The organism is Cupriavidus sp. 86D6 (genome assembly GCF_057815095.1).
Genome location: NZ_JBYPSB010000001.1, coordinates 578,394 through 596,732, shown reverse-complemented (window position 1 = coordinate 596,732; position 18,339 = coordinate 578,394). Strand labels below are relative to the sequence as shown.

At 67.2% G+C, this 18,339-nt stretch carries 14 protein-coding genes and 1 tRNA gene; 5 read left to right on the top strand and 10 right to left on the bottom strand.

Features of this window, described 5'->3' with window-relative positions; genetic code table 11:
* Positions 1-10 precede the first annotated feature (10 nt).
* Entirely contained in the window at positions 11-1,933 is a 1,923-nt protein-coding gene (locus tag AC3G88_RS02735; protein ID WP_488770515.1) for an ATP-binding cassette domain-containing protein, read from the bottom strand.
* Between the two features lie 519 nt (positions 1,934-2,452).
* On the opposite strand from AC3G88_RS02735, the gene AC3G88_RS02730 reads away from it, so the two are divergent.
* Both AC3G88_RS02730 and AC3G88_RS02725 read left to right on the top strand, forming a co-directional pair.
* On the top strand, positions 2,453-3,388 hold the full coding sequence (locus tag AC3G88_RS02730; RefSeq protein ID WP_488770516.1) for an amino acid ABC transporter substrate-binding protein: 936 nt from the start codon (positions 2,453-2,455) through the stop codon (positions 3,386-3,388).
* 166 nt (positions 3,389-3,554) lie between these two features.
* Positions 3,555-4,745, top strand: a complete 1,191-nt coding sequence (locus AC3G88_RS02725) for a benzoate/H(+) symporter BenE family transporter (protein WP_488770517.1) — start codon at positions 3,555-3,557, stop codon at positions 4,743-4,745.
* 42 nt (positions 4,746-4,787) lie between these two features.
* On the opposite strand, the gene AC3G88_RS02720 is transcribed toward AC3G88_RS02725, so the two are convergent.
* On the bottom strand, positions 4,788-5,315 hold the full coding sequence (locus AC3G88_RS02720; protein WP_488770518.1) for a hypothetical protein: 528 nt from the start codon (positions 5,313-5,315) through the stop codon (positions 4,788-4,790).
* Between the two features lie 365 nt (positions 5,316-5,680).
* Between AC3G88_RS02720 and AC3G88_RS02715 the strand changes: the two genes are divergently transcribed.
* Entirely contained in the window at positions 5,681-6,010 is a 330-nt protein-coding gene (locus AC3G88_RS02715; RefSeq protein WP_488770519.1) for a DMT family transporter, read from the top strand.
* A 22-nt stretch (positions 6,011-6,032) separates the two neighbouring features.
* On the opposite strand, the gene AC3G88_RS02710 is transcribed toward AC3G88_RS02715, so the two are convergent.
* The 3 genes from AC3G88_RS02710 to AC3G88_RS02700 form a co-directional block, all read right to left on the bottom strand.
* Positions 6,033-6,359, bottom strand: a complete 327-nt coding sequence (locus AC3G88_RS02710) for a hypothetical protein (protein WP_488770520.1) — start codon at positions 6,357-6,359, stop codon at positions 6,033-6,035.
* A gap of 285 nt (positions 6,360-6,644) precedes the next feature.
* Positions 6,645-6,719, bottom strand: a tRNA-Arg gene (locus AC3G88_RS02705).
* Positions 6,720-6,981: 262 nt separating this feature from the next.
* Positions 6,982-7,449, bottom strand: coding sequence for a lecithin retinol acyltransferase family protein (locus tag AC3G88_RS02700; protein WP_153945491.1), 468 nt, complete (start codon positions 7,447-7,449; stop codon positions 6,982-6,984).
* Positions 7,450-7,886: 437 nt separating this feature from the next.
* On the opposite strand from AC3G88_RS02700, the gene AC3G88_RS02695 reads away from it, so the two are divergent.
* Positions 7,887-8,177, top strand: a complete 291-nt coding sequence (locus AC3G88_RS02695) for a hypothetical protein (RefSeq protein ID WP_153945492.1) — start codon at positions 7,887-7,889, stop codon at positions 8,175-8,177.
* Positions 8,178-8,279: 102 nt separating this feature from the next.
* Positions 8,280-9,059, top strand: coding sequence for a PP2C family protein-serine/threonine phosphatase (locus AC3G88_RS02690; protein WP_488770521.1), 780 nt, complete (start codon positions 8,280-8,282; stop codon positions 9,057-9,059).
* 95 nt (positions 9,060-9,154) lie between these two features.
* Here AC3G88_RS02690 and AC3G88_RS02685 read toward each other — a convergent pair whose 3' ends face one another.
* The 5 genes from AC3G88_RS02685 to AC3G88_RS02665 are packed head-to-tail and all read right to left on the bottom strand — an operon-like array spanning position 9,155 to position 18,329.
* Positions 9,155-10,477: a sigma-54 interaction domain-containing protein gene (locus AC3G88_RS02685; RefSeq protein WP_488770522.1), complete on the bottom strand. Its 1,323-nt coding sequence runs from the start codon at positions 10,475-10,477 to the stop codon at positions 9,155-9,157.
* A complete protein-coding gene (locus AC3G88_RS02680) occupies positions 10,474-13,581 on the bottom strand; it encodes a peptidase domain-containing ABC transporter (RefSeq protein WP_488893103.1) in 3,108 nt (1,035 codons plus the stop codon). The genes AC3G88_RS02685 and AC3G88_RS02680 overlap by 4 nt, the downstream gene beginning before the upstream one ends.
* The gene (locus AC3G88_RS02675) at positions 13,562-14,314 is read right to left on the bottom strand and encodes a peptidylprolyl isomerase (protein ID WP_488770524.1); all 753 of its coding nucleotides are present in this window, start codon (positions 14,312-14,314) and stop codon (positions 13,562-13,564) included. The genes AC3G88_RS02680 and AC3G88_RS02675 overlap by 20 nt, the downstream gene beginning before the upstream one ends.
* A 17-nt stretch (positions 14,315-14,331) precedes the next feature.
* A complete protein-coding gene (locus tag AC3G88_RS02670; RefSeq protein ID WP_153945499.1) occupies positions 14,332-15,714 on the bottom strand; it encodes an HlyD family secretion protein in 1,383 nt (460 codons plus the stop codon).
* Entirely contained in the window at positions 15,711-18,329 is a 2,619-nt protein-coding gene (locus tag AC3G88_RS02665) for an FHA domain-containing protein (RefSeq protein WP_488770525.1), read from the bottom strand. The genes AC3G88_RS02670 and AC3G88_RS02665 overlap by 4 nt, the downstream gene beginning before the upstream one ends.
* Positions 18,330-18,339 lie beyond the last annotated feature (10 nt).

Sequence of the window (18,339 nt, the reverse complement as noted above, 5' to 3'; positions counted from 1 at the left end):
GGCGCAGGCTTCAGGTGCCCTCGCCTTTCGTCTTCTTTTCCAGCATTTCCCAGCGTTCCAGCGCCTCCAGCAGTTCCATCTCGATCTCGTCGTGGCGCGAGGCCAGTGCGGCGGCGCGCGCCGGGTCGGTGGCGTACAGCGAACCGTCCTCCAGCTGCGCGCCGATGGTCTTCTGCTCGGCCTCCAGGCTCGACATGCGCTCCGGCAATCCATCCAGCTCGCGCTGTTCCTTGTACGACAGCTTGACCGTGCGGTTGGCGCCGCGGGCCTCGCGGGTGCTGGCCTTGGGGGCGTCGGCCGCCTTGGGCTCGGCCCGGGCGGACTGCAGCGCCTGGGCGCGTGCCGACTGCTGCTCCCAGTCGGAATAGCCGCCCACCGATTCGCGCCACAGTCCATCGCCTTCGGCGGCGATCGTTGACGTGACCACGTTGTCCAGGAACGCGCGGTCGTGCGATACCAGAAACACCGTGCCGCTGTAGTCCTGCAGCAGTTCTTCCAGCAGTTCCAGCGTGTCGATGTCGAGGTCGTTGGTCGGTTCGTCCAGCACCAGCACGTTGGCCGGCCGGGCGAACAGGCGCGCCAGCAACAGGCGGTTGCGTTCGCCGCCGGACAGCGACTTGACCGGCGACCGCGCGCGCTCCGGCGCGAACAGGAAGTCGCCCAGGTAACTCATCACGTGCTTGCGCTGGCCGTTGACTTCCACCCAGTCGCTGCCGGGGCTGATGGTGTCGGCCAGCGATTTTTCCAGGTCCAGCGCCGAACGCATCTGGTCGAAGTACGCCACTTGGAGGTTGCTGCCATTGCGCACCGTGCCGGCGTCGGGCGCCAGATCGCCCAGGATCAGCCGCAGCAGCGTGGTCTTGCCGGCGCCGTTCGGGCCGATCAGGCCCACCTTGTCGCCGCGCATGATGGTGGCCGAGAAATCGCGCACCACCGTCTTGTTGCCGTACGACTTCGACACATCGACCAGTTCGGCCACGATCTTGCCCGAGCGGTCGCCCTGCGACACTTCCAGCTTGACGTTGCCCTGGACCTCGCGGCGCTGGGCGCGTTCGTCGCGCATGGCATGCAGCCGCTGCACCCGCGCCACGCTGCGCGTGCGGCGTGCCTCCACGCCCTTGCGGATCCACACTTCCTCCTGTGCCAGCAGCTTGTCGAACTTGGCCTGCTCCACGGCCTCGTTGGCCAGCAATTCGGCCTTGCGGGTCTGGTAGGCAGCAAAGTTGCCGGGGAACGACAACAGCTTGCCCCGGTCGAGTTCGACGATGCGGGTGGCCACGCGGTCCAGGAAGGCGCGGTCGTGGGTAATCAGCAGCACGCTGCCGCGGAAGCCCAGCAGCAGGTCTTCGAGCCAGCGGATGGCTTCGACGTCGAGGTGGTTGGTCGGCTCGTCGAGCAGCAGGATATCGGGCTCGGCCACCAGGCCCTGCGCCAGCGCCACGCGCTTCTGCAGGCCGCCGGACAGCGCGTCCACACGTACATGCGGGTCCAGGCCCAGCCTGGCCAGCGTGGTTTCCACGCGGGTGCGCAGTTGCCAGGCATCGGCGGCGTCGAGTTCGGCCTGCACGCGGTGCAGTTCGGCCAGCGTGGCCTCGTCGTGGTGCGATTCCAGTCTGGCCAGCGCCGCGTCATATCGCAGCAACAGGTCGTGGGCGGCGCCCATGCCCTGGCTGACCGCATCGAACACGGTCAGGCCGGGCTCGAATTGTGGCTCTTGCGCAACATAGGCCGATGTCACGCCGCTCTGGCGCGCAATCAGGCCGTCGTCGGGCGCGGACGCCCCCGACACGATCCGCAGCAGCGAGGACTTGCCCGTGCCGTTGCGGCCGATCAGGCCAACGCGTTCGCCGGCTTCGAGCGAGAAATCGGTATGGTCGAGCAGCGCCACGTGGCCAAAGGCCAGTTGGGCATCGGTAATGGAGAACAGGGCCATGATTGCGAGGAAGGGTAAGCGGCGCCCGACCGGAAGTCTGGCGCGAAGGCAGGCCCGAATTGTAGACGACGCGGCCCGCGCTGCCGTTGCCGCCCATGCTGGGCCTGACCGGCCGGCACAAGCGTGCCGGACAAAAAGAAAAGGCCCGTTCGCCTGAACGGGCCCCAAGAGTCTCTCCTCGGTGCCCTGCTCGCAAGGCACGACTGAAGCATAGCCAGCGGCGCGGCACACCAGAAGTCGGACAAATCCGTAAGGGAAAATCCTCGTCAACCTGCCCCGGCCCGAAGCGTTGCGTGCCGGGGACGTTGAGCCCGCGCACTAACGGCGGCTGTTGTGCCGAGATGGGCGCCCGTGGAACAATCCGGAGCATCGGAATTCTCCTAAATTCCGGAACCGCAGAACAAGCACAACGACAGCAGTACCCAGCAGCAGTCATAGAGCCGGACCCATCCGGCCAGTCGCGGCGCAGCGCGCCGCCGGGGTTGTTCCTAGAAAAATCATTTTCGACGGGTGTCATTCATGACCAATTCGGGCCTGCCGCGCCGTGCCTCGCTACGAGGCATGGCGCCTGTCGTACTTTCCCTAGCCGCGTTGCTCTGCCTGCCTGCCGCACCGGCGGCGCAGGCGGCCATGCCCAACTCCGTGGTGCTGCGCATCCAGCAGACCGGGGCCATCCGCATTGCCCACCGCGAAAGCTCGGTGCCGTTTTCGTTCGTGGTGGACGGCAAGCCGATGGGCTACGCCGTGGACCTGTGCCTGAGGGTGGCCGATGCCGTGCGCACGCAGCTCAAGCTGCCGCAGTTGCGCGTGGAATGGGTGCCGGTGACGCCGGCCTCGCGCATCCCGGCCATCGTCGAGGGCAAGGCCGACCTGGAATGCGGATCGACCACCAACAACCGCGAGCGCCGCGACCAGGTGGCATTCACCATTCCGCACTACATCGCCGGCAGCCGCATGCTGGTGAAAGCCGACTCGGGCATCCGCAAGTGGGGCGACCTGCGCGGCAAGACCGTGGTGTCCACCACCAAGACCACGCCGCTGGAGATGATCCGCAAGATGGACGAGGCGGGTGCCATGGGCTGGAAAGTGGTGGAGGCCAAGGACCATGCCGAGGCCTTTGCCATGGTCGAATCGGGCAAGGCCGACGCCTTCGTGATGGACGACGTGCTGCTGTTCGGCCTGCGCGCCAACGCGAAGAACCCCGCATCGCTGGCCGTGACCGGCGACCTGCTGACGATCGAGCCGTACGCGGTCATGCTGTCCAGGCACGACGCCGAGTTCAAGAAGATCGTGGACAAGGCGATGGTCACGTCGATCTATGACCAGGAAACCCAGAAGCTGTACCGCAAGTGGTTCCTGCAGCCGATCCCCCCGAACGGCATCACGCTGGATATCCCGATGAGCTACCTGCTGCGCGATTCGTTCAAGTTCCCGAGCGACAAGGTGGCCGACTGAGGTCCACTGGGGTCCACTGAGGCCCACCGAGGTCCCCTGAGGCCGATCATAGGATCGGCCTCCCCCCCGACCGCCTGACCGGCCCGCGCGGGCGGCGACAAAACCACCCTGCCCCGCGCTGCCGTGCGAAGATACCGGCCCATTCCGTCCTTCGCATGCCCCTTCGATGAACCGCGCCCACGCCCCGAAGCTGTCCGACCTTTCCGTTTCCACGCTGGTGGCCGGGCTGATCGCCCTGCTGACCGGCTACACCAGTTCGCTGGTGCTGATGATCCAGGCCGGCCAGGCGGCGCACCTGACCGACCCGCAGATTTCGTCATGGATCTGGGCGCTGTCGATCGGCATGGGCGTGACCACGCTGGGGCTGTCGCTGGCCATGCGTGTGCCGGTCGTGGTGGCCTGGTCCACACCGGGCGCGGCGCTGCTGATTGCCAGCCTGCCCGGCGTGCCCTATGCCGAAGCGATCGGCGCCTTTCTGATGGCTGCGCTGCTGATGACCGCGGCCGGTCTGACCGGCTGGTTCGACAAGCTCATGAAGGCGCTGCCTGCCAGCATCGCGTCGGCCCTGCTGGCCGGCATCCTGTTCCGCATCAGCGTGGATGTGTTCGTGCAGGCCCAGTACCAGACGGTGCTGTTGCTGGCGATGTTTGCCACCTACCTGGTCGGGCGGCGCTGGTGGCCGCGCTATGCGGTGCCGGGCGTGCTGGCCGTGGGCGTGGCGCTGGCTGGCGCGACGGGCCAGTTGCACTTCGAGCAGTTTCATTTCACCGTGGCGCTGCCGGTGTGGACCACACCGGCGTTCTCGCTGGCGGCCTTCGTCAGCATCGCCGTGCCGCTGTTCATCGTCGCGCTGGCGTCGCAGAACATTCCGGGGCTGGCCGTGCTGCGCGCCGACGGCTACCACGTGCCGGCCAGCCCGCTGATCGCCGTGACCGGCATCGCATCGGCTCTCCTGGCCCCGTTTGGCTCCCATGGCATCAACCTGGCGGCCATCACCGCCGCCATCTGCACCGGCCCGCAGGCCGATGCGGACCCGCGCCGCCGGTACATGGCAGCCGTGGTGTGCGGCGTGGGCTATCTGGTGATGGGCGTGATGGCCGCCAGCATCGCGGCGCTGTTCGCGGCCTTCCCGAAGGCGCTGGTGGTGGCCGTGGCGGCCTTCGCCCTGCTCGGATCGATCGCCAACGGGTTGACCGTGGCCATGCAGACGCCAGCCGAGCGCGAATCGGCGCTGCTGACGTTCATGATCACGGCATCGGGCATGACGCTGGCCGGCGTCGGTTCGGCCTTCTGGGGCGTGGTCGGGGGCATGCTCGCGCTGCTGGTGCTCAAGCCGCGCGCGCCGAAGGCCGCCTGATCCGGGGCATGCCCCGGGGCTGCCTGCCGCCGCCGGCGCGGCTCAGAGCAGCAGGAACGCCACCTCGGCCGCGCTGATCGCGGTCACCGGCACGCCCTTGCGCCGCTGGAACAGCACGTGTTCCAGCACGCGGTCGCGATGCTCGGCAAACACAGCCGGCGCTAACCGCAGCGCTGCCGTGCCGTAGTGCTCGGCCAGCAGCTTGTAGACGCGATGCCGGACCAGCAGCATCTCGTTGTCGGCCTGCAGCCGCGTCATTTCGCTGGTGTGGTCTTCCTCGAGCTGGCGCATGCTGACCACCACGCGCGCGTGCATGCCGCGGTAGCGGTCGATCTCGGCGTGCGCGCGGCGCAGTTCCTCGCGCAAGGCCCGCGATTCCTGCTGCAGCCTGAGATTGTGCTGAACGCCCCGCTGGATGCGGGCCGCTTCCTCCAGCGCCTGGTCGGCAGCGGCGATCGTGTTTTGCCACACGCCCTCGGCGGGTTCGGTACGGTGGTCGGACGTTCCCTCGACGTCGGCCAGCCGCGTGATGACAGGCCATGCCGTGGCCGCATCCAGATCGGTTGTCATACTGCTCCCCATTTATCCCGTTTACCCGCGTCCCGCCACCGGCGCCTCATTATTGGGTGCCGGCATGGTCAGGCCACTGGTTTTTTTGTCGCCGCGACTTTTATGGTTGGCCGCCTCGATTTTCTCCCCCCCGGGCGGCTATGGCGTACGCGTAGCATTCAAGACGGGTATTGGCTTTGGCACAACCACCGCGAGGGAGGGTAATCCAACCGCCTGAAACCCGCATGGAGACTGGATTGTGGGCATTTTCGGCACCGTTTTGCAGCCCCCTGTTTGAGTGCATCTTGCATAATGGTTTGCCCGAGCGCCTTAATGGCCGCTTTCTCGAATGCTGAACCGCTGTTTCCTTGCCTGCCGCCCCTTCCATGAACGGATATCTGCTTCTTGCCCTGGCCATCGTCGCCGAAGTCATTGCCACCAGCAGCCTCAAGGCCGCCGAGAATTTCACGCGCTTCTGGCCCAGCGTGCTGGTGGTCGCTGGCTATGTGGCCGCGTTCTGGCTGCTGTTGCAGGTCATGAAGACCGTGCCGGTGGGGGTGGCCTACGCCATCTGGTCAGGCGCGGGCATTGTCCTGGTAACGATGATCGCCGTGGTGCTGTACCGGCAGGTGCCGGATCTGGCGGCCGTGGTTGGCATCGCGCTGATCATCGCCGGGGTGGCGGTCATCCAGCTGTTCTCGAAGATGAGCCACTAGCTGCGGGGCGCCCTGCCGGCGCTCAGGTCTTGGGCGGCAGCGTGCGCAGCAGGCGGTTGACCTGAACCAGCGTCTCGCACTCGTCGGCCTTGCGCTTGCGACGCTCGTCCACGATGTCCAGCAGCGCCCGGATTTGGCCATTCTTGGCCTCGCAGGCTTCCTTGCCGTCCTTCGGGCACACCACGTCGATCTCGCCGCGCAGGCTTTCCTGGACGATATCGATCAGCGCCGAACAGCCCGACGTATCGTTCAATGCCGGATCGGACGCAGGCTGCACCGCCACCGCAGGGGCGGCGGCCATCACGGCCAGCGCGGAAAACCAGCGCAGAGACGTCCGGAATAGAGACATGGATCGACAGATTTGGGCAGACAACGCCACCGCGACTGCGGCGTGCGGGCTACATGATAGCCGTTTGTTGAAGCTGGTCCGCAGAATTCGGCCGCTTGGCGCACAGGGTCGGGCGGCAAAGAAACAGGCCACATTGTGGCCTGTCGCAGGACGGGCGGCACGGCGCAACGTGCGCCGTTGCGGGTGCCAGCGCACACTGCCTGGTAGCGCGGCCCGCCGTGCCAGTGTCCTCACCCTTGTGATCCCCCGATCCTGGTCCAGTGGGTCCGCTCATGCTCAGGGTGGTGGTCCCGCCGACAGGAATCGAACCTGTATCTAGCGCTTAGGAGGCGCTCGTTCTATCCATTGAACTACGGCGAGCGGACCGTCTGCACGGTGCCTGCGCCGCGCTGGGGCGGGCGGACCGGAAGACGGGGCGCAGTATAGCAAACTCCGCCAGTGCCGGATGTCGGCGATCGCTGTCGTGGCGCATCTCGTGGCGCCTTCGCCGGCGGACCCGGGCGGCGTCCCCCTGCTGGCCGCAGGCGCGGTGGCAGGCGCGGCCGCTGCGGGCGGTACAGTTTTCCCAATCGATCAGTCCGGACATGGCGGGCCCCTTTGGCGGTGGAGTGCTGGCGATGGATCAGGCGGCGTGCAGGCTGGCGAGGTGGAGGCTCGACAGCAGGGCCAGCGCCATCTGCAGCACGATGACCATTGCGGTGCCGGGGTTGCGCAGGCAGGTTTCCACCTGTTCGCTGCGGGGCTGGCCCAGCAGGCACCACGTGCAGAAGTGCTCACAGTTGTTGGTCAGCAGGTGGTAGCGGTTCTCGCCCAGGCGGCTGCGGGCGCGCGACACGGCTTCGGCGCCCAGGTAGCGGGCGCACGGTTCGGACTTGGCCGTCACGCCGTGACCGTCGGCAAACTGTTCAAGCGTGGTTTCTTCCACGGGGCCCGCGTGCAGCGCGTGGCAGAAGCCGGCGTAGTGGATGACGCGGCCCTGGCCGACGTAGATGCCATGGTGCGCGTAGCCGTTGCGTTCCGTCACGAGATGGGCGCCGGGCAGGTAGGCATCTTCCAGGCGGCTGACTTGTTGTTGGTCTTGGGCGTTCATGGCAGGTCTCGGTTCGGTGTCGGTGGCTGGCAGTCAGGGCTGCGTCGGTGCCTACCCAACCGCATCAAGCGTGCCAGAGCACCGGATCGACGGCGGGACAACGGCTGGCGGCGATTCGGCAAATGCGAACCGCGCGAATTTGTCGGCGTATGCCCAACAGCGTTGGCCGCATTGTGTTGGCGGGTGACCGGCATTGGGGCGAGGCCAGCCAGCAGACGGACGTCAGCGCCCGGCCAACGCCTGGCGGCCGCATGCTGACGGCGCCGCCCCACCAGTTCCGGCCGACTGTTGGCGCGTGCCCAACGCGTGTTCCGGCCAATGCCGCACATGGCTCGCACAATGGGTACGGCATGCGCGCCAATCATCACAACGGCGCCGTGGCACACCGTTTGCTCCTTAAGCGCAGACCCTTTCGATGCCAGCCTCAGGAGACCATCATGGCTACGCTCACCATCCGCGACCTGAACACCCAGCGCGCACTGGATTTCCGGGCCATGTCGGCCGTGCGGGGCGGCGGCGCGCCGTGGGTGTTCGGCTGGATCCAGCCTTATGTGGCGGCACGCCCCAGCGCGTTACCCGTCGTGAACTTTTACGAGATCAACTACAGCTTCTATGCTGATCAGATGAACAACCAGTTCCAGAACGTGAACGTCCAGAACACGGCGCCGAATTCGAATATCACGGTCGATGCCGGCATGGACGCCCGCAACAAGGGACGGCTGGTCTGAGCCCTGCAGCATCCGGCAGGGCTTTCGCGGTGACTTCCAAATTCCCGGCGCCCCGTGGGCGCCATACGCGCAAGCCGGTATCGGCCCGCGCTGGAGCATGCCGTGACCTGCGTATCGCAATTCCGCTGGACTTCGGCCGCCTGCACAGACGTCGGACGGGTGCGGGCACGCAATGAAGACGCCTGCCTGGCCATGCCCGAGCGCGGCATCTGGGCCGTGGCCGATGGCATGGGCGGCCACGCGGTGGGCGACTTCGCCAGCCGCGCGATCATCCAGGCGCTATCGGCGCTGCCCGAGCCCGACAGCCTCGATGGCGCCGTCGAGAACGCGCGCCTTGCCATGCAGACCGTCAACCAGTTGCTGATCGAGGAAGCGCTGCGGATGAAGGTGCGCGTGATCGGCAGCACCGTGGTGATGCTGCTGGTCTGCGAGCGCCGCTGCAGTTGCCTGTGGGCCGGCGACAGCCGGCTGTACCTGCTCCGCGACGGCCACCTGAAGCAGCTGTCGCGCGATCACAGCCAGGTGGAACGGCTCAAGGCGCGCGGGCTCATTACGGCCGACGAGGCCAAGCACCATCCCGCCCACAACACCATCACGCGCGCCGTGGGTGCGGCACCCACGCTGGATCTGGAACGGCTGACGCTGGAGATCGGCGATGGCGACGTGTTCATGCTCTGCAGCGACGGTCTCAGCAACGAAGTCGAGGACGACCAGATCGCTGCGCTGCTGGCCCCGGGCATCGCCGATCCGGCGGCTGCCGCCGATGCATTGGTCAAGCAGGCGCTCGACAACGGCGGCCGCGACAACGTGTCGGTAGTGGTGATCCGCGCCGAGGACATCGGCGGCGGATCGGACATGACGCTGCTGAATCCGGAGGTTTGATCCGGAGGTTTGAGGCAGCGCAAACGCAGCACGCATTGCGGACGTTTCGCATGGCAATGACTGAAGAAGCCCTGCATCCGAAAGATCGCCCCGCCCTACTTCCCATCCGCCTGCCGGTTGTTCCGGAAATCCTTCGAGTGGATGCCGTGCTTCTTCAGCAGCATCTGGACGTGCGACCGGTTCATGTCGAAGCGGCGCGCCAGTTCGGCCACGGTTCCCCCGACTTCCTGCAGCCCGCGTTCCAGGAAGGCCCTTTCGGCCTCGTCGCTGGCGGCGCGCTTGGCCTCGCTGAGCGATGTGGCCGTGCTCAGGTCGGTTACCGTTGCCTTGCCGCCCGCGGCTGCCACGGCCTGCAGCCCCGTCGGCCGGGGGCGGATGTCCTGGGGCAGGTGGGCGAAATCGGCCGTGTCGCCGGCCAGGCATGACAGCCGGTACATCAGGTTGCGCAGTTCGCGGATATTGCCCGGGTACTCGTAGTGCAGCAGGAAGTCGCGCAGCCGGGGCGTCAGCTTCAGCGGCCGCCGCTTGAGCTGGCCGGCCGCCTCGTCGCCGAAGTAGGCCACCAGCAGCGGGATTTCGTCGCGCCGTTCCCGCAGGGCCGGCAGGGTCACGTGGATCACGCTGAGCCGGTAGAACAGGTCTTCGCGGAACGTGCCCTCCTGGCTCATCCGGCGCAGGTCCTTGTTGGTGGCCGCGACGATGCGCGTATCGACGGCGATCACCTCGTCGGAGCCCACCCGCTGGATCTCGTGTGCCTCCAGCACGCGCAGCAGCTTCACCTGCCCGGTCAGCGGCAATTCCCCGATCTCGTCCAGGAAGATGGTGCCCGTATGCGCGCTCTCGAACTTGCCGCGCCGGTCGTTGGCCGCGCCGGTGAACGCGCCCTTCTTGTGGCCGAACAGTTCCGATTCGAGCAGGCTGTCGGGAATCGCGCCGCAGTTGACCGAGATGAACGGCTTGTCGTTGCGCAGGCCGTTGGCGTGGATCACCTTGGCCATCAGCTCCTTGCCTGTGCCGCTTTCGCCGTCGATCAGCACGGGCAGGTCGGTCGGCGCAGCCTTCTCGGCGATTTCCAGCGATTCGAGCAGCCTGGGGTTGTCGCCGAACGTGCCCTCGAAGATAAAGCTGCGCTCCATCAGCGCCTGCCGCCGCTCGCGGGCCGACATCTCCACCGGCTCGACCACCGCCTCGTCGGCCCCCGCCTCGCCCGTGGCCGACGCCGCCGCCACAAAGCGTTCCTTGTGCGACAGGCCCATGACCTCGTCGCGCAGTGTAGTGGCCTGCTTGAGCAGCTTCTCGATGTCGGGCCGCTCCAGCCGCGACGACCAGCGCAGCGTGGAGCGCAGGATCTCGATCCGCTCGATCAGGCCCGCGAACGATACGGCCGAGGTGACGGGGGTGGGGTTGTATAGCTTCATGCCGCGCTCAACTGCTTCTGGACCAACTGGTAGTACATGCCGCGCCGTTCCAGCAGTTCCTCGTGCCGCCCCTGTTCCACGATGCCGCCTTCGTACAGCACCAGGATCTTGTCGGCCTGCATGATGGTGCTGAGCCGGTGCGCGATGATCACGGCCGTGCGGCCCTTCAGGATCTCCTGCATATTGGCCAGGATGTTGCTCTCCGACTGCGTGTCCAGCGCCGACGTGGCCTCGTCGAACACCAGCAGCCGCGGGCCGTGATACAGCGCCCGCGCGATGCACAGCCGCTGGATCTGCCCGCCCGACAGCCCGATGCCGCGCTCGCCCACCACCTGCTCGTAGCCGAGCGGCAGCTTCGAGATGAACGCGTGGGCGTCGGCCATCTTGGCCACTTCCTCGATGCGGCGCCGGTCCGGGCTGTCGTCGCCGCAGGCAATGTTCTCGGCCACCGTGCCCGAGAACAGCAGGTTGGTCTGCATCACATACCCTACCTGGGCACGGAAGAACTCGGTGTCGATCACGTTCATGTCGTAGCCGTCCACCTTCATGGTGCCGTCGGTCGGCTTGTAGAAGCCCACCAGCAGCTTGGCCAGCGTGGTCTTGCCCGACCCGCTGCGGCCGACGATGGCCACCATCTCGCCCGGCCGCATATGGAAGCTGATGTTCTCCAGCACGTAGGCGGTGTCCTCGCCGCCATAGCGGAAGTACACGCCGTCGAACTGGATCTCGCCCTGCAGGTCCGGCAGCGACACGCGCGACATCACGTCCTGCGGCTTCTGCTCCGGCTCCAGGTCCAGCACGTCGCCCAGCCGCTCCATCGCCACGCCGGCATCGTTGAGTTGGCCCCACAGCGCCACCAGCCCCATCAGCGGTGCCAGCACACTGCCCATGAAGGCGTTGAACGCGATCAGCTGCCCGATCGTCAGTTCGCGCTCCAGCACCAGCGTGGCGCCCACCCAGAGGATCGTGATGGTGGTGGCCGCGTTCAGCACCTGGCTGACCAGCCCCACCAGGATATGGAACGATTGCGCCTGGTACTGCTTGTCCAGCGCCTTGGCGTACTTGCGCTCCCAGCGCAGCCGCACCGGGCGTTCGATCCCCATGCCCTTCACGGTCTCCGCGCCGCCCAGCGTTTCCATCAGGTAGGCCTTGGCATCGGTCGATGCCGCGAACACCTCGCGCGCGTAGCCCTTCACCTTGGGCGTGACCACCACGGTCAGCGCGGCAATCGGGATCACGAACGCAATCAGCAGCAGCGTCAGCTTCACGTTGTAGAGAAACATGATGCTGAAGTAGATGAACACCATCAGCAGGTTCAGCGCCGTGGTCACCGTGGACTCCGTCAGGAATGCGCGGATGGTCTGGTTTTCCTGGAAGCGCGCGAAGATGTCGCCGGTCTTGCGCTTGGCAAAGAACGACAGCGGCAGCGACAGCGTGTGCTTGAAGAAGTGCGACATCATCGCGAAATCCATGTTCCGGACCATGAAGTTCGCCAGGTACGCGCGGATGGTGACCATCAGCTGCGTGAACACGTTCGAGATCACCAGCCCCAGGATCAGCAGGTGCAGCAGCCCGATGTTCTGGTGCACCACCACGCCATCGAGGATGTTCTGGATGATCAGCGGCGGCACCACGCCCAGCACCTGGATCACGAACGTGGCCAGGAACAGATGCGCCAGGATGCGCTTGTACGGCGACAGGTAGCCGATGAAACGCAGCCACGGCGAGCGCGACACCGCCAGTTCGTTCATCTGCGTACCGGGCGAGAACAGCAGGCAGGTGCCGCTCCAGCCGCGCTCGAACTCCTCGGCGCTCATCTTGCGGAAGCCGATGGCCGGGTCCGCCACCCACACGTGCTGCGACGACACGCCGTAGACCACCACGTAGTGGTAGCCCTCCCAGTGGATGATGAACGGCAGCTCGAAGCCGGTCAGCGCATCCCGCGTGCATTGCACGCCGCGCGTGGTGAAGCCCAGCGATTCGCCCGCCCGCGCCAGGCTATCGAGCGTGGCGCCGGCCGTGGTCACATTGGCCAGTTCGCGCAACTTGCCCAGCGTCATGGGAACGCCATAGTGGCGGCAGATCATCGCCAGGCAGGCAGCGCCGCAGTCCATCTCCTCGGCCTGCTCCACCAGCGCGAAGCGGCGGATCAGCCGTTCGCCCAGCGCGGGCTTCGAGTGCAGGTCCAGCAGCACCGGCCGCTTGCGGCGCTCGGCGAGCTTCTTCTGCCGGTGTAATTCCCGATCCACGGTGCGGATGCGCTCTTCCAGCACCTCGCGCAGCCGCGCGTTGCGCTCCAGGATCAACTGCACCGTCTTCTCGGGGATCACCAGCAGCCGCGTGTCGGTCTCGGCGATGGCCGAGGCGATCTGCTCCTGGCGCATCACGCAGCCGCGCTCGCCGAAGATTTCGCCTTGTCCCAGCGTGGCCAGCTGGAACGTGTCGCCGTCCTCCTCGCGCACGATGCGCACCGTGCCCTGGCGCACCACATACAGACGCCGATCCTCGCGCCCGTCCTGCTGCAGGATTTCCTTGCCTGCCGCCACGCGCTTGACGCCCACGCTGCGCACGGCGTCTTCCAGCTCCAGCTTGTCGAGCTTACCGCGCAGGTCGAACAGCCGCGCCACGAAGCCCCCCGCCGAACTGATGGCCACGTAGCTGGTGATAAAGGCCAGCGCGGCCGGGTTGCCGCCCACCGTCGGTTCGGCAACGGCGCGCGGTATCGTGATCAGCTCGGTCTTGCCCGATGCCCGCACCGACGACTCGTGCCGGTACTCGCGCAGCAGCGCAATATCGGCAAACACCTCGCCGGTCTTGCGCACGCCCATGCTGATTTCCTTGCCATGCTCCTCGTTGAACACGCGCACGGAGCCGCTGCGCACGATGAAAATGCCGTCCGCCGGCTCGCCCGCATTGCAGACCGTGTCGCCAAAGCCGAAATGCAGCGTGCGGGCGCTGGCGGCCAGCCGCTCGATCTCGTCGCGCGACAACGGCGACAGGATCTCCACCGTGGCCAGGAAGTCGGCCAGCGACTGTCCGGCGGGCGGCGCGGGGGCTGCGGCAGCGGCCGGCGCCGCCACCTCGCTAGCGGGCTTCGATGACATGTTCCTGCGCCCTGGCCATCAGCCATTCCTCGCGGAGCAGCCGGCGAATCTCCACGGTCACGTCGGGGTCCAGCCGGGCTGGATGCTTGGCGCGCACCAGGAAGACCTCGAAGAACGACTTGTCGGGCGCCGGAAACGGCCCCAGCAGGTCGCCGGCCTCGGCGTTGAACACCTTGGCCTCGATGTCGCCCTTGAGCGATCCGCGCAGCACCTTGCCGATGTCGCCCCCCTGCTCGCGCGTATCGGCGATCGAATGCTCGCGCGCCATCTCGGCAAACGCATCGGGATCGTCCTGCAGGTACGACACCAGTTCCTTTGCCTTGCCCTCGGTGTCCACCACGATATGGCTGACCTCGATGCTGTCGAACTTCGGGGAATTGAGCTGGAAGTACGACTCCACCGCCTGGTCCGTGCACACCTGCTCCATCATCTTTTCCTGGTACAGGCTGTCGGTGATGAAGGTCTCGAACTCGTCGAGCGTGATGTTCAGCGCGTCGAGGTAGTGGTTCATGTCTGCCGCCCGGTGCAGGCCATGCACGCGGCGGAACTGGTCGGCGCGCTCCTGCACTTCCTCAGGCGTCAGCTTCAGGCCCTGGCGGCGCGCCGCGTGGGCGGTCAGCTTGTCGCGCACCAGTTGCTCCACCAGCCCTTCGAACTGGCCGGTCAGCTTCAGGACCCTCACGAATTCGTCGACGCCGATCATTTCTTCGTCGATGCGTACGATGGCTGTCATCGCCCTCTCCTCAACGTTCAACCCGCGACCTGCCTGAATGGATCGAGCCCCAGGTCGATCAGGCGTCTTTCCCGCACCACGATCTCCGCCGTGGCGGTCATGCCGTAGCGCAACGGATACTTGTTGCTGGCCACGCTGTAGTAGTCCTGCGCCAGCCGCACGCGGCCCTCGTACACCGGCTGCTTGTCGGGGCCCGACGGCTTGGTGGCCGGCGAGATGTATTCGAGCGTGCCCGCGATCAGGCCGTACCGCTGGTACGGAAACGCGCTGAACTTGAGCTTGACCGGCAGCCCCTCGCGCAGGAAGGCGCGGTCGCGCTCGGCAATCTCGATGCGCAGCATCGGCCGGGCATCCTTGGGCGCGATGCCGCCCAGCGGCGTATTGGCCTGCACCTTGTCGCCACGCTGGGTGGACGTGACATCGGTAATCACGCCCGACACCGGCGCCAGAATCAGCAGGAAGTTGTCCTTGTCGATGTTCTCGAACTTGATGCGTGCGGCGGCATCGGCCACCAGCCGGGCCGTCTGCACCTGCAGCCGCAGCTTGTCCTCGGTGCTGGTGATCTCGCGCACGGCGGCGTCGTACTGCACGCGCAGGCTGGCCAGTTCCTGGCCGCTGCCTTCCAGCTGCGCGCTGGCCTGCGTGAATTCCTGCGCCAGCCGCGCGTCCAGCTCGGCCAGCCGCGACTGCGCCACGCGCAGGGTGTTCTCGGCCTCCTGCGTGGCCGCGCGCTTGGCCTCGACCTGCGATTGCGACACCCCGCCGCCGGCGGGCAACGCGAACAGCCGCGCATAGCGGTCCTGCTCCTGCCGCGCGAATTCCCGTGCGCGGCGCGCGTTTTCCAGATTGCTGCGCGCCTCGGCCAACTGCGCGCGCTGTTGCTCGGCCAGCCGCGTCGTGCCTTCGGCCAGGCGGTTCTCGTGCTGGCGCGAATTGAGCTCGATCTGCTGCTTCAGCGCCAGCGCGCGGCGCTCCAGCAAGGCCTTGCGCTCCGGAAACTGCTTCCATTCGCGCTCGGCGTCTTCGAGCTTGAGCTGGGCCTGCAGCGCATTGGCCGCCGCCTCGATGGCGCCGCGCGCGTTGAGCCGCGCCACCACGTCGTCCTTCGACACCGGCTGGCCCTCGGCCACGTAGAGATCGACCAGTTCCCCATCGACCGGCGCGTAGAAGCGCCGCACCTCGGACTCCGGCGCCAGCGTGCCCTGCGCGGTCACGATCACGTCGGCGTGGCCGAAGAACGACCACAGCAGCGCGCACAGCACCAGCACGCCCGTGGTCACCACGGCCAGCAGCGTCAGCCGGCGCGGCTCGGCGCTGAGCAGCGCGATGCCTTCGGCGCTATGGTCTTCCAGCGCCTCGGTCAGCGGCCGAAGCCTGTTGTCGCGGTTCTCGTCCTTCATGGCGTACTCCCCGCTTCGGGCTTCACGGCGGCGGCAGTGGCCGCGGTCCCGGCCGGCGCGGCCTTGCCGTCCTTGCCGCCCTCCTTGCTGCCCTCGCCCACCAGCGCCAGCTTGGCCTTGAGCACCGCCGGGTCCAGCACCATGCGCAGGTCATTGAGCGACCGCCGCTGGGTGTCGATTTCGGCCTGGATGTCGTCGCGGATCTTGCTCCACTGCGCCGAATCCTCGATCTTCAGCTGGGCGTAGATGCGCAGCCCCTTGCGCGCATCGTCCTGGGCATCGGCCAGCAACCGGGCCTGCGAGCGGAACTTGGCCGAGATACCCGGTTCGAGCCGTTGTTCGCCGGCAATCAGGCCGTTATTGCGATACTGGCGCCATGCCGTGGCGGCACGGTTCAGCAGCTGGTTGGCGCGCCGCAGCGCCGCGTCGCGGATGCTGTTCACATCGGCGTCGATGCTGCTGGCGAAGTAGCCGTCGGTCTTCGGGTCCAGCGACTCGTAGAACGCCAGCAGCTGTTCTTCATAGCCGGGCGATCCGCGTGCGGCCTTGATGGCGCCGTACTGCGCCAGCACCTGCTCCTTGTGGGCAACATCCTTCGCCACATCGGCCGCCCAGGGCCCCGCCGTGACGGCCTTCAGCGCGGCCAGCGCAGCCACGCCGTCGCCCTGCTCCCATGCCTTGCTGGCCGCCAGGTACTGCTTCTGCACGTCGTCGCCGGGCAGGCGCGTGGCCTTGAGTCTCTGATAGGCGGCCTGGAACGGCGGCGTGGCAAAGCTGGCCTTCTGCATCAGCGCCACCAGCGGCCCCGGCGCCCGCACGCGCAGCGCCTCGATCATCGCCGTGTACTGGTGCAGGTCGCGCTCCACGCTGTCCAGCCCCACCAGCCGCGGGTACTTGTCCTTGTATTCGGCCAGCATCGGCTGCAACGCCTCGGGCTGGTCGCGGCCCAGTTCCGTGGCGATGGCCGCGTTGAGCCGGTCGATGGCGGCCAGCAGCACCGATTCGTCGTTCTGCAGCCGGCGCAGATCGCTCAGCGCGCGCGCGTAGGTGTCGCGGAACGACGGCACGTCGTTGGCGATGCGCCCAAGCAGCCGCTGGTGCGACGCCGTGTCGTCCTCCCAGCGCCGCAGCAGGTCGCGGATCTTCGCTTCGTCCGCGTACATGCGGATCGGGCCGTCGATGCCGCCGCGCTGGGCCACGTAACGCTCCAGGTCGGCCACCCAGGCCAGCTGGCCGGTCAGCGCCTGGCCGTCAGCATTGTGCTGGCTGCGCGCCCGCATCTCGCCAAGCACCGCGTTGGCGCCGTCGGCATCGCTGGCCTGCAGCCGCGCCGACCATTGCGGCACGTAGCCGCGCATCAGGGCCTCGGCGCCAAGCGCCTGGTAGCGCGCCTCGTCGGGGTGGCGCGACAGCACCTTGTCGGCCACTTCCGCGGCGCGCACGTACTTGCCTTCGTCGACCAGCGCCTGCAGTGACCTGTCGGGCGCGCCGCGCCACCAGACATAGCCGCCGCCAATCACCAGCACGGCAATGACCAGGATCGCCACGCGCGCGGCACGCTCCAGTTGATGGCGGTCGCGGATGCCGAAGCTGCGCATGGCCTCCAGCGCCATCATCGTCATCCGCCCGCGCGGCGCCGACGCATGGGCCGGGCCCGCCGCGTCCGGCATGGCTTCGGGGTTGACCTCGTCCTCCTGCGCGGCGCGATAGTCCATGCAGAAGATGTCCAGGAAGGAGTCGGCCGCGCCCACGAAGGTGGTCTTGTCGGGATCGACATCGCACGGCGCGGCCTGGCGCGGCATGTCGGACGCATTGGACGCATTGGACGGGACCGACGGGGCGGACGCGGCGGGCGCTGCCAGCGATGTCCGGGTGGCCGTGGCATCGGCATCGGTCTCGCGTTCGATCCCCACGCGGTAGACAAAGTGGCTGCCGCCAAACGCCACCACGTCGTCGGGCTCCAGCCGCACCGACTGGTCGCGCAGCCGCACACCATTGACAAAGGTGCCGTTGGTGCTGCCCAGGTCTTCGATCCACGGCACGCCGTGCTTCAGGTACACGTGTGCATGGCGGCGCGACAGATAGTTCACCTGGTGCGGATACTGGTCGCGATAGCGGGCAAAGGTCTCGTCCGCCTTGTTGACCATGAAGGGGAAGCCGGTGATGACCACGGGCTGCAGGCCCAGGTCCTCGCGCATCGGCGTCAGCGTGACCGCCACGCGGGGCGGCACGGGTTCTGCCGGACGCGGATAGAGCCGCACGCGATAGGCCAGGTCCGCACCGAAGCTCACCTCGTCGCCATCGCTGAGCCGCGCCGGCTGCTGCGCCACGCTGTCGCCGTTGACGCGTGTGCCGTTCTTGCTGCCCAGGTCGGCCACATACACCGCGCCGTCTTCCGAGAAGATGCGCGCGTGCCGCCGGGACAGCACCGACACGGCTTCGGTCGGATACGCCGCAAACGGCGCCTCGCCGCGCCCGATCGCGAACAGGTCCTCGTCGATGCGGATCTCGCCGAGCTCCGGGCGCGACACGGGCATCAGCAGGACATCGAATGCCTGGCCGGCGGGGGGCGTCATGACCGGCACATCCATGAAGGGAGCTTCGTCGCGCGTCATGTTTCACCTG

Coding starts and splice junctions, on each gene's coding strand:
- AC3G88_RS02735 (WP_488770515.1), bottom strand. CDS start 1,933: ATGGCCCTGTTCTCCATTACCGATGCCCAACTGGCCTTTGGCCACGTG.
- AC3G88_RS02730 (WP_488770516.1), top strand. CDS start 2,453: ATGACCAATTCGGGCCTGCCGCGCCGTGCCTCGCTACGAGGCATGGCG.
- AC3G88_RS02725 (WP_488770517.1), top strand. CDS start 3,555: ATGAACCGCGCCCACGCCCCGAAGCTGTCCGACCTTTCCGTTTCCACG.
- AC3G88_RS02720 (WP_488770518.1), bottom strand. CDS start 5,315: ATGACAACCGATCTGGATGCGGCCACGGCATGGCCTGTCATCACGCGG.
- AC3G88_RS02715 (WP_488770519.1), top strand. CDS start 5,681: ATGAACGGATATCTGCTTCTTGCCCTGGCCATCGTCGCCGAAGTCATT.
- AC3G88_RS02710 (WP_488770520.1), bottom strand. CDS start 6,359: ATGTCTCTATTCCGGACGTCTCTGCGCTGGTTTTCCGCGCTGGCCGTG.
- AC3G88_RS02700 (WP_153945491.1), bottom strand. CDS start 7,449: ATGAACGCCCAAGACCAACAACAAGTCAGCCGCCTGGAAGATGCCTAC.
- AC3G88_RS02695 (WP_153945492.1), top strand. CDS start 7,887: ATGGCTACGCTCACCATCCGCGACCTGAACACCCAGCGCGCACTGGAT.
- AC3G88_RS02685 (WP_488770522.1), bottom strand. CDS start 10,477: ATGAAGCTATACAACCCCACCCCCGTCACCTCGGCCGTATCGTTCGCG.
- AC3G88_RS02680 (WP_488893103.1), bottom strand. CDS start 13,581: ATGTCATCGAAGCCCGCTAGCGAGGTGGCGGCGCCGGCCGCTGCCGCA.
- AC3G88_RS02675 (WP_488770524.1), bottom strand. CDS start 14,314: ATGACAGCCATCGTACGCATCGACGAAGAAATGATCGGCGTCGACGAA.
- AC3G88_RS02670 (WP_153945499.1), bottom strand. CDS start 15,714: ATGAAGGACGAGAACCGCGACAACAGGCTTCGGCCGCTGACCGAGGCG.
- AC3G88_RS02665 (WP_488770525.1), bottom strand. CDS start 18,329: ATGACGCGCGACGAAGCTCCCTTCATGGATGTGCCGGTCATGACGCCC.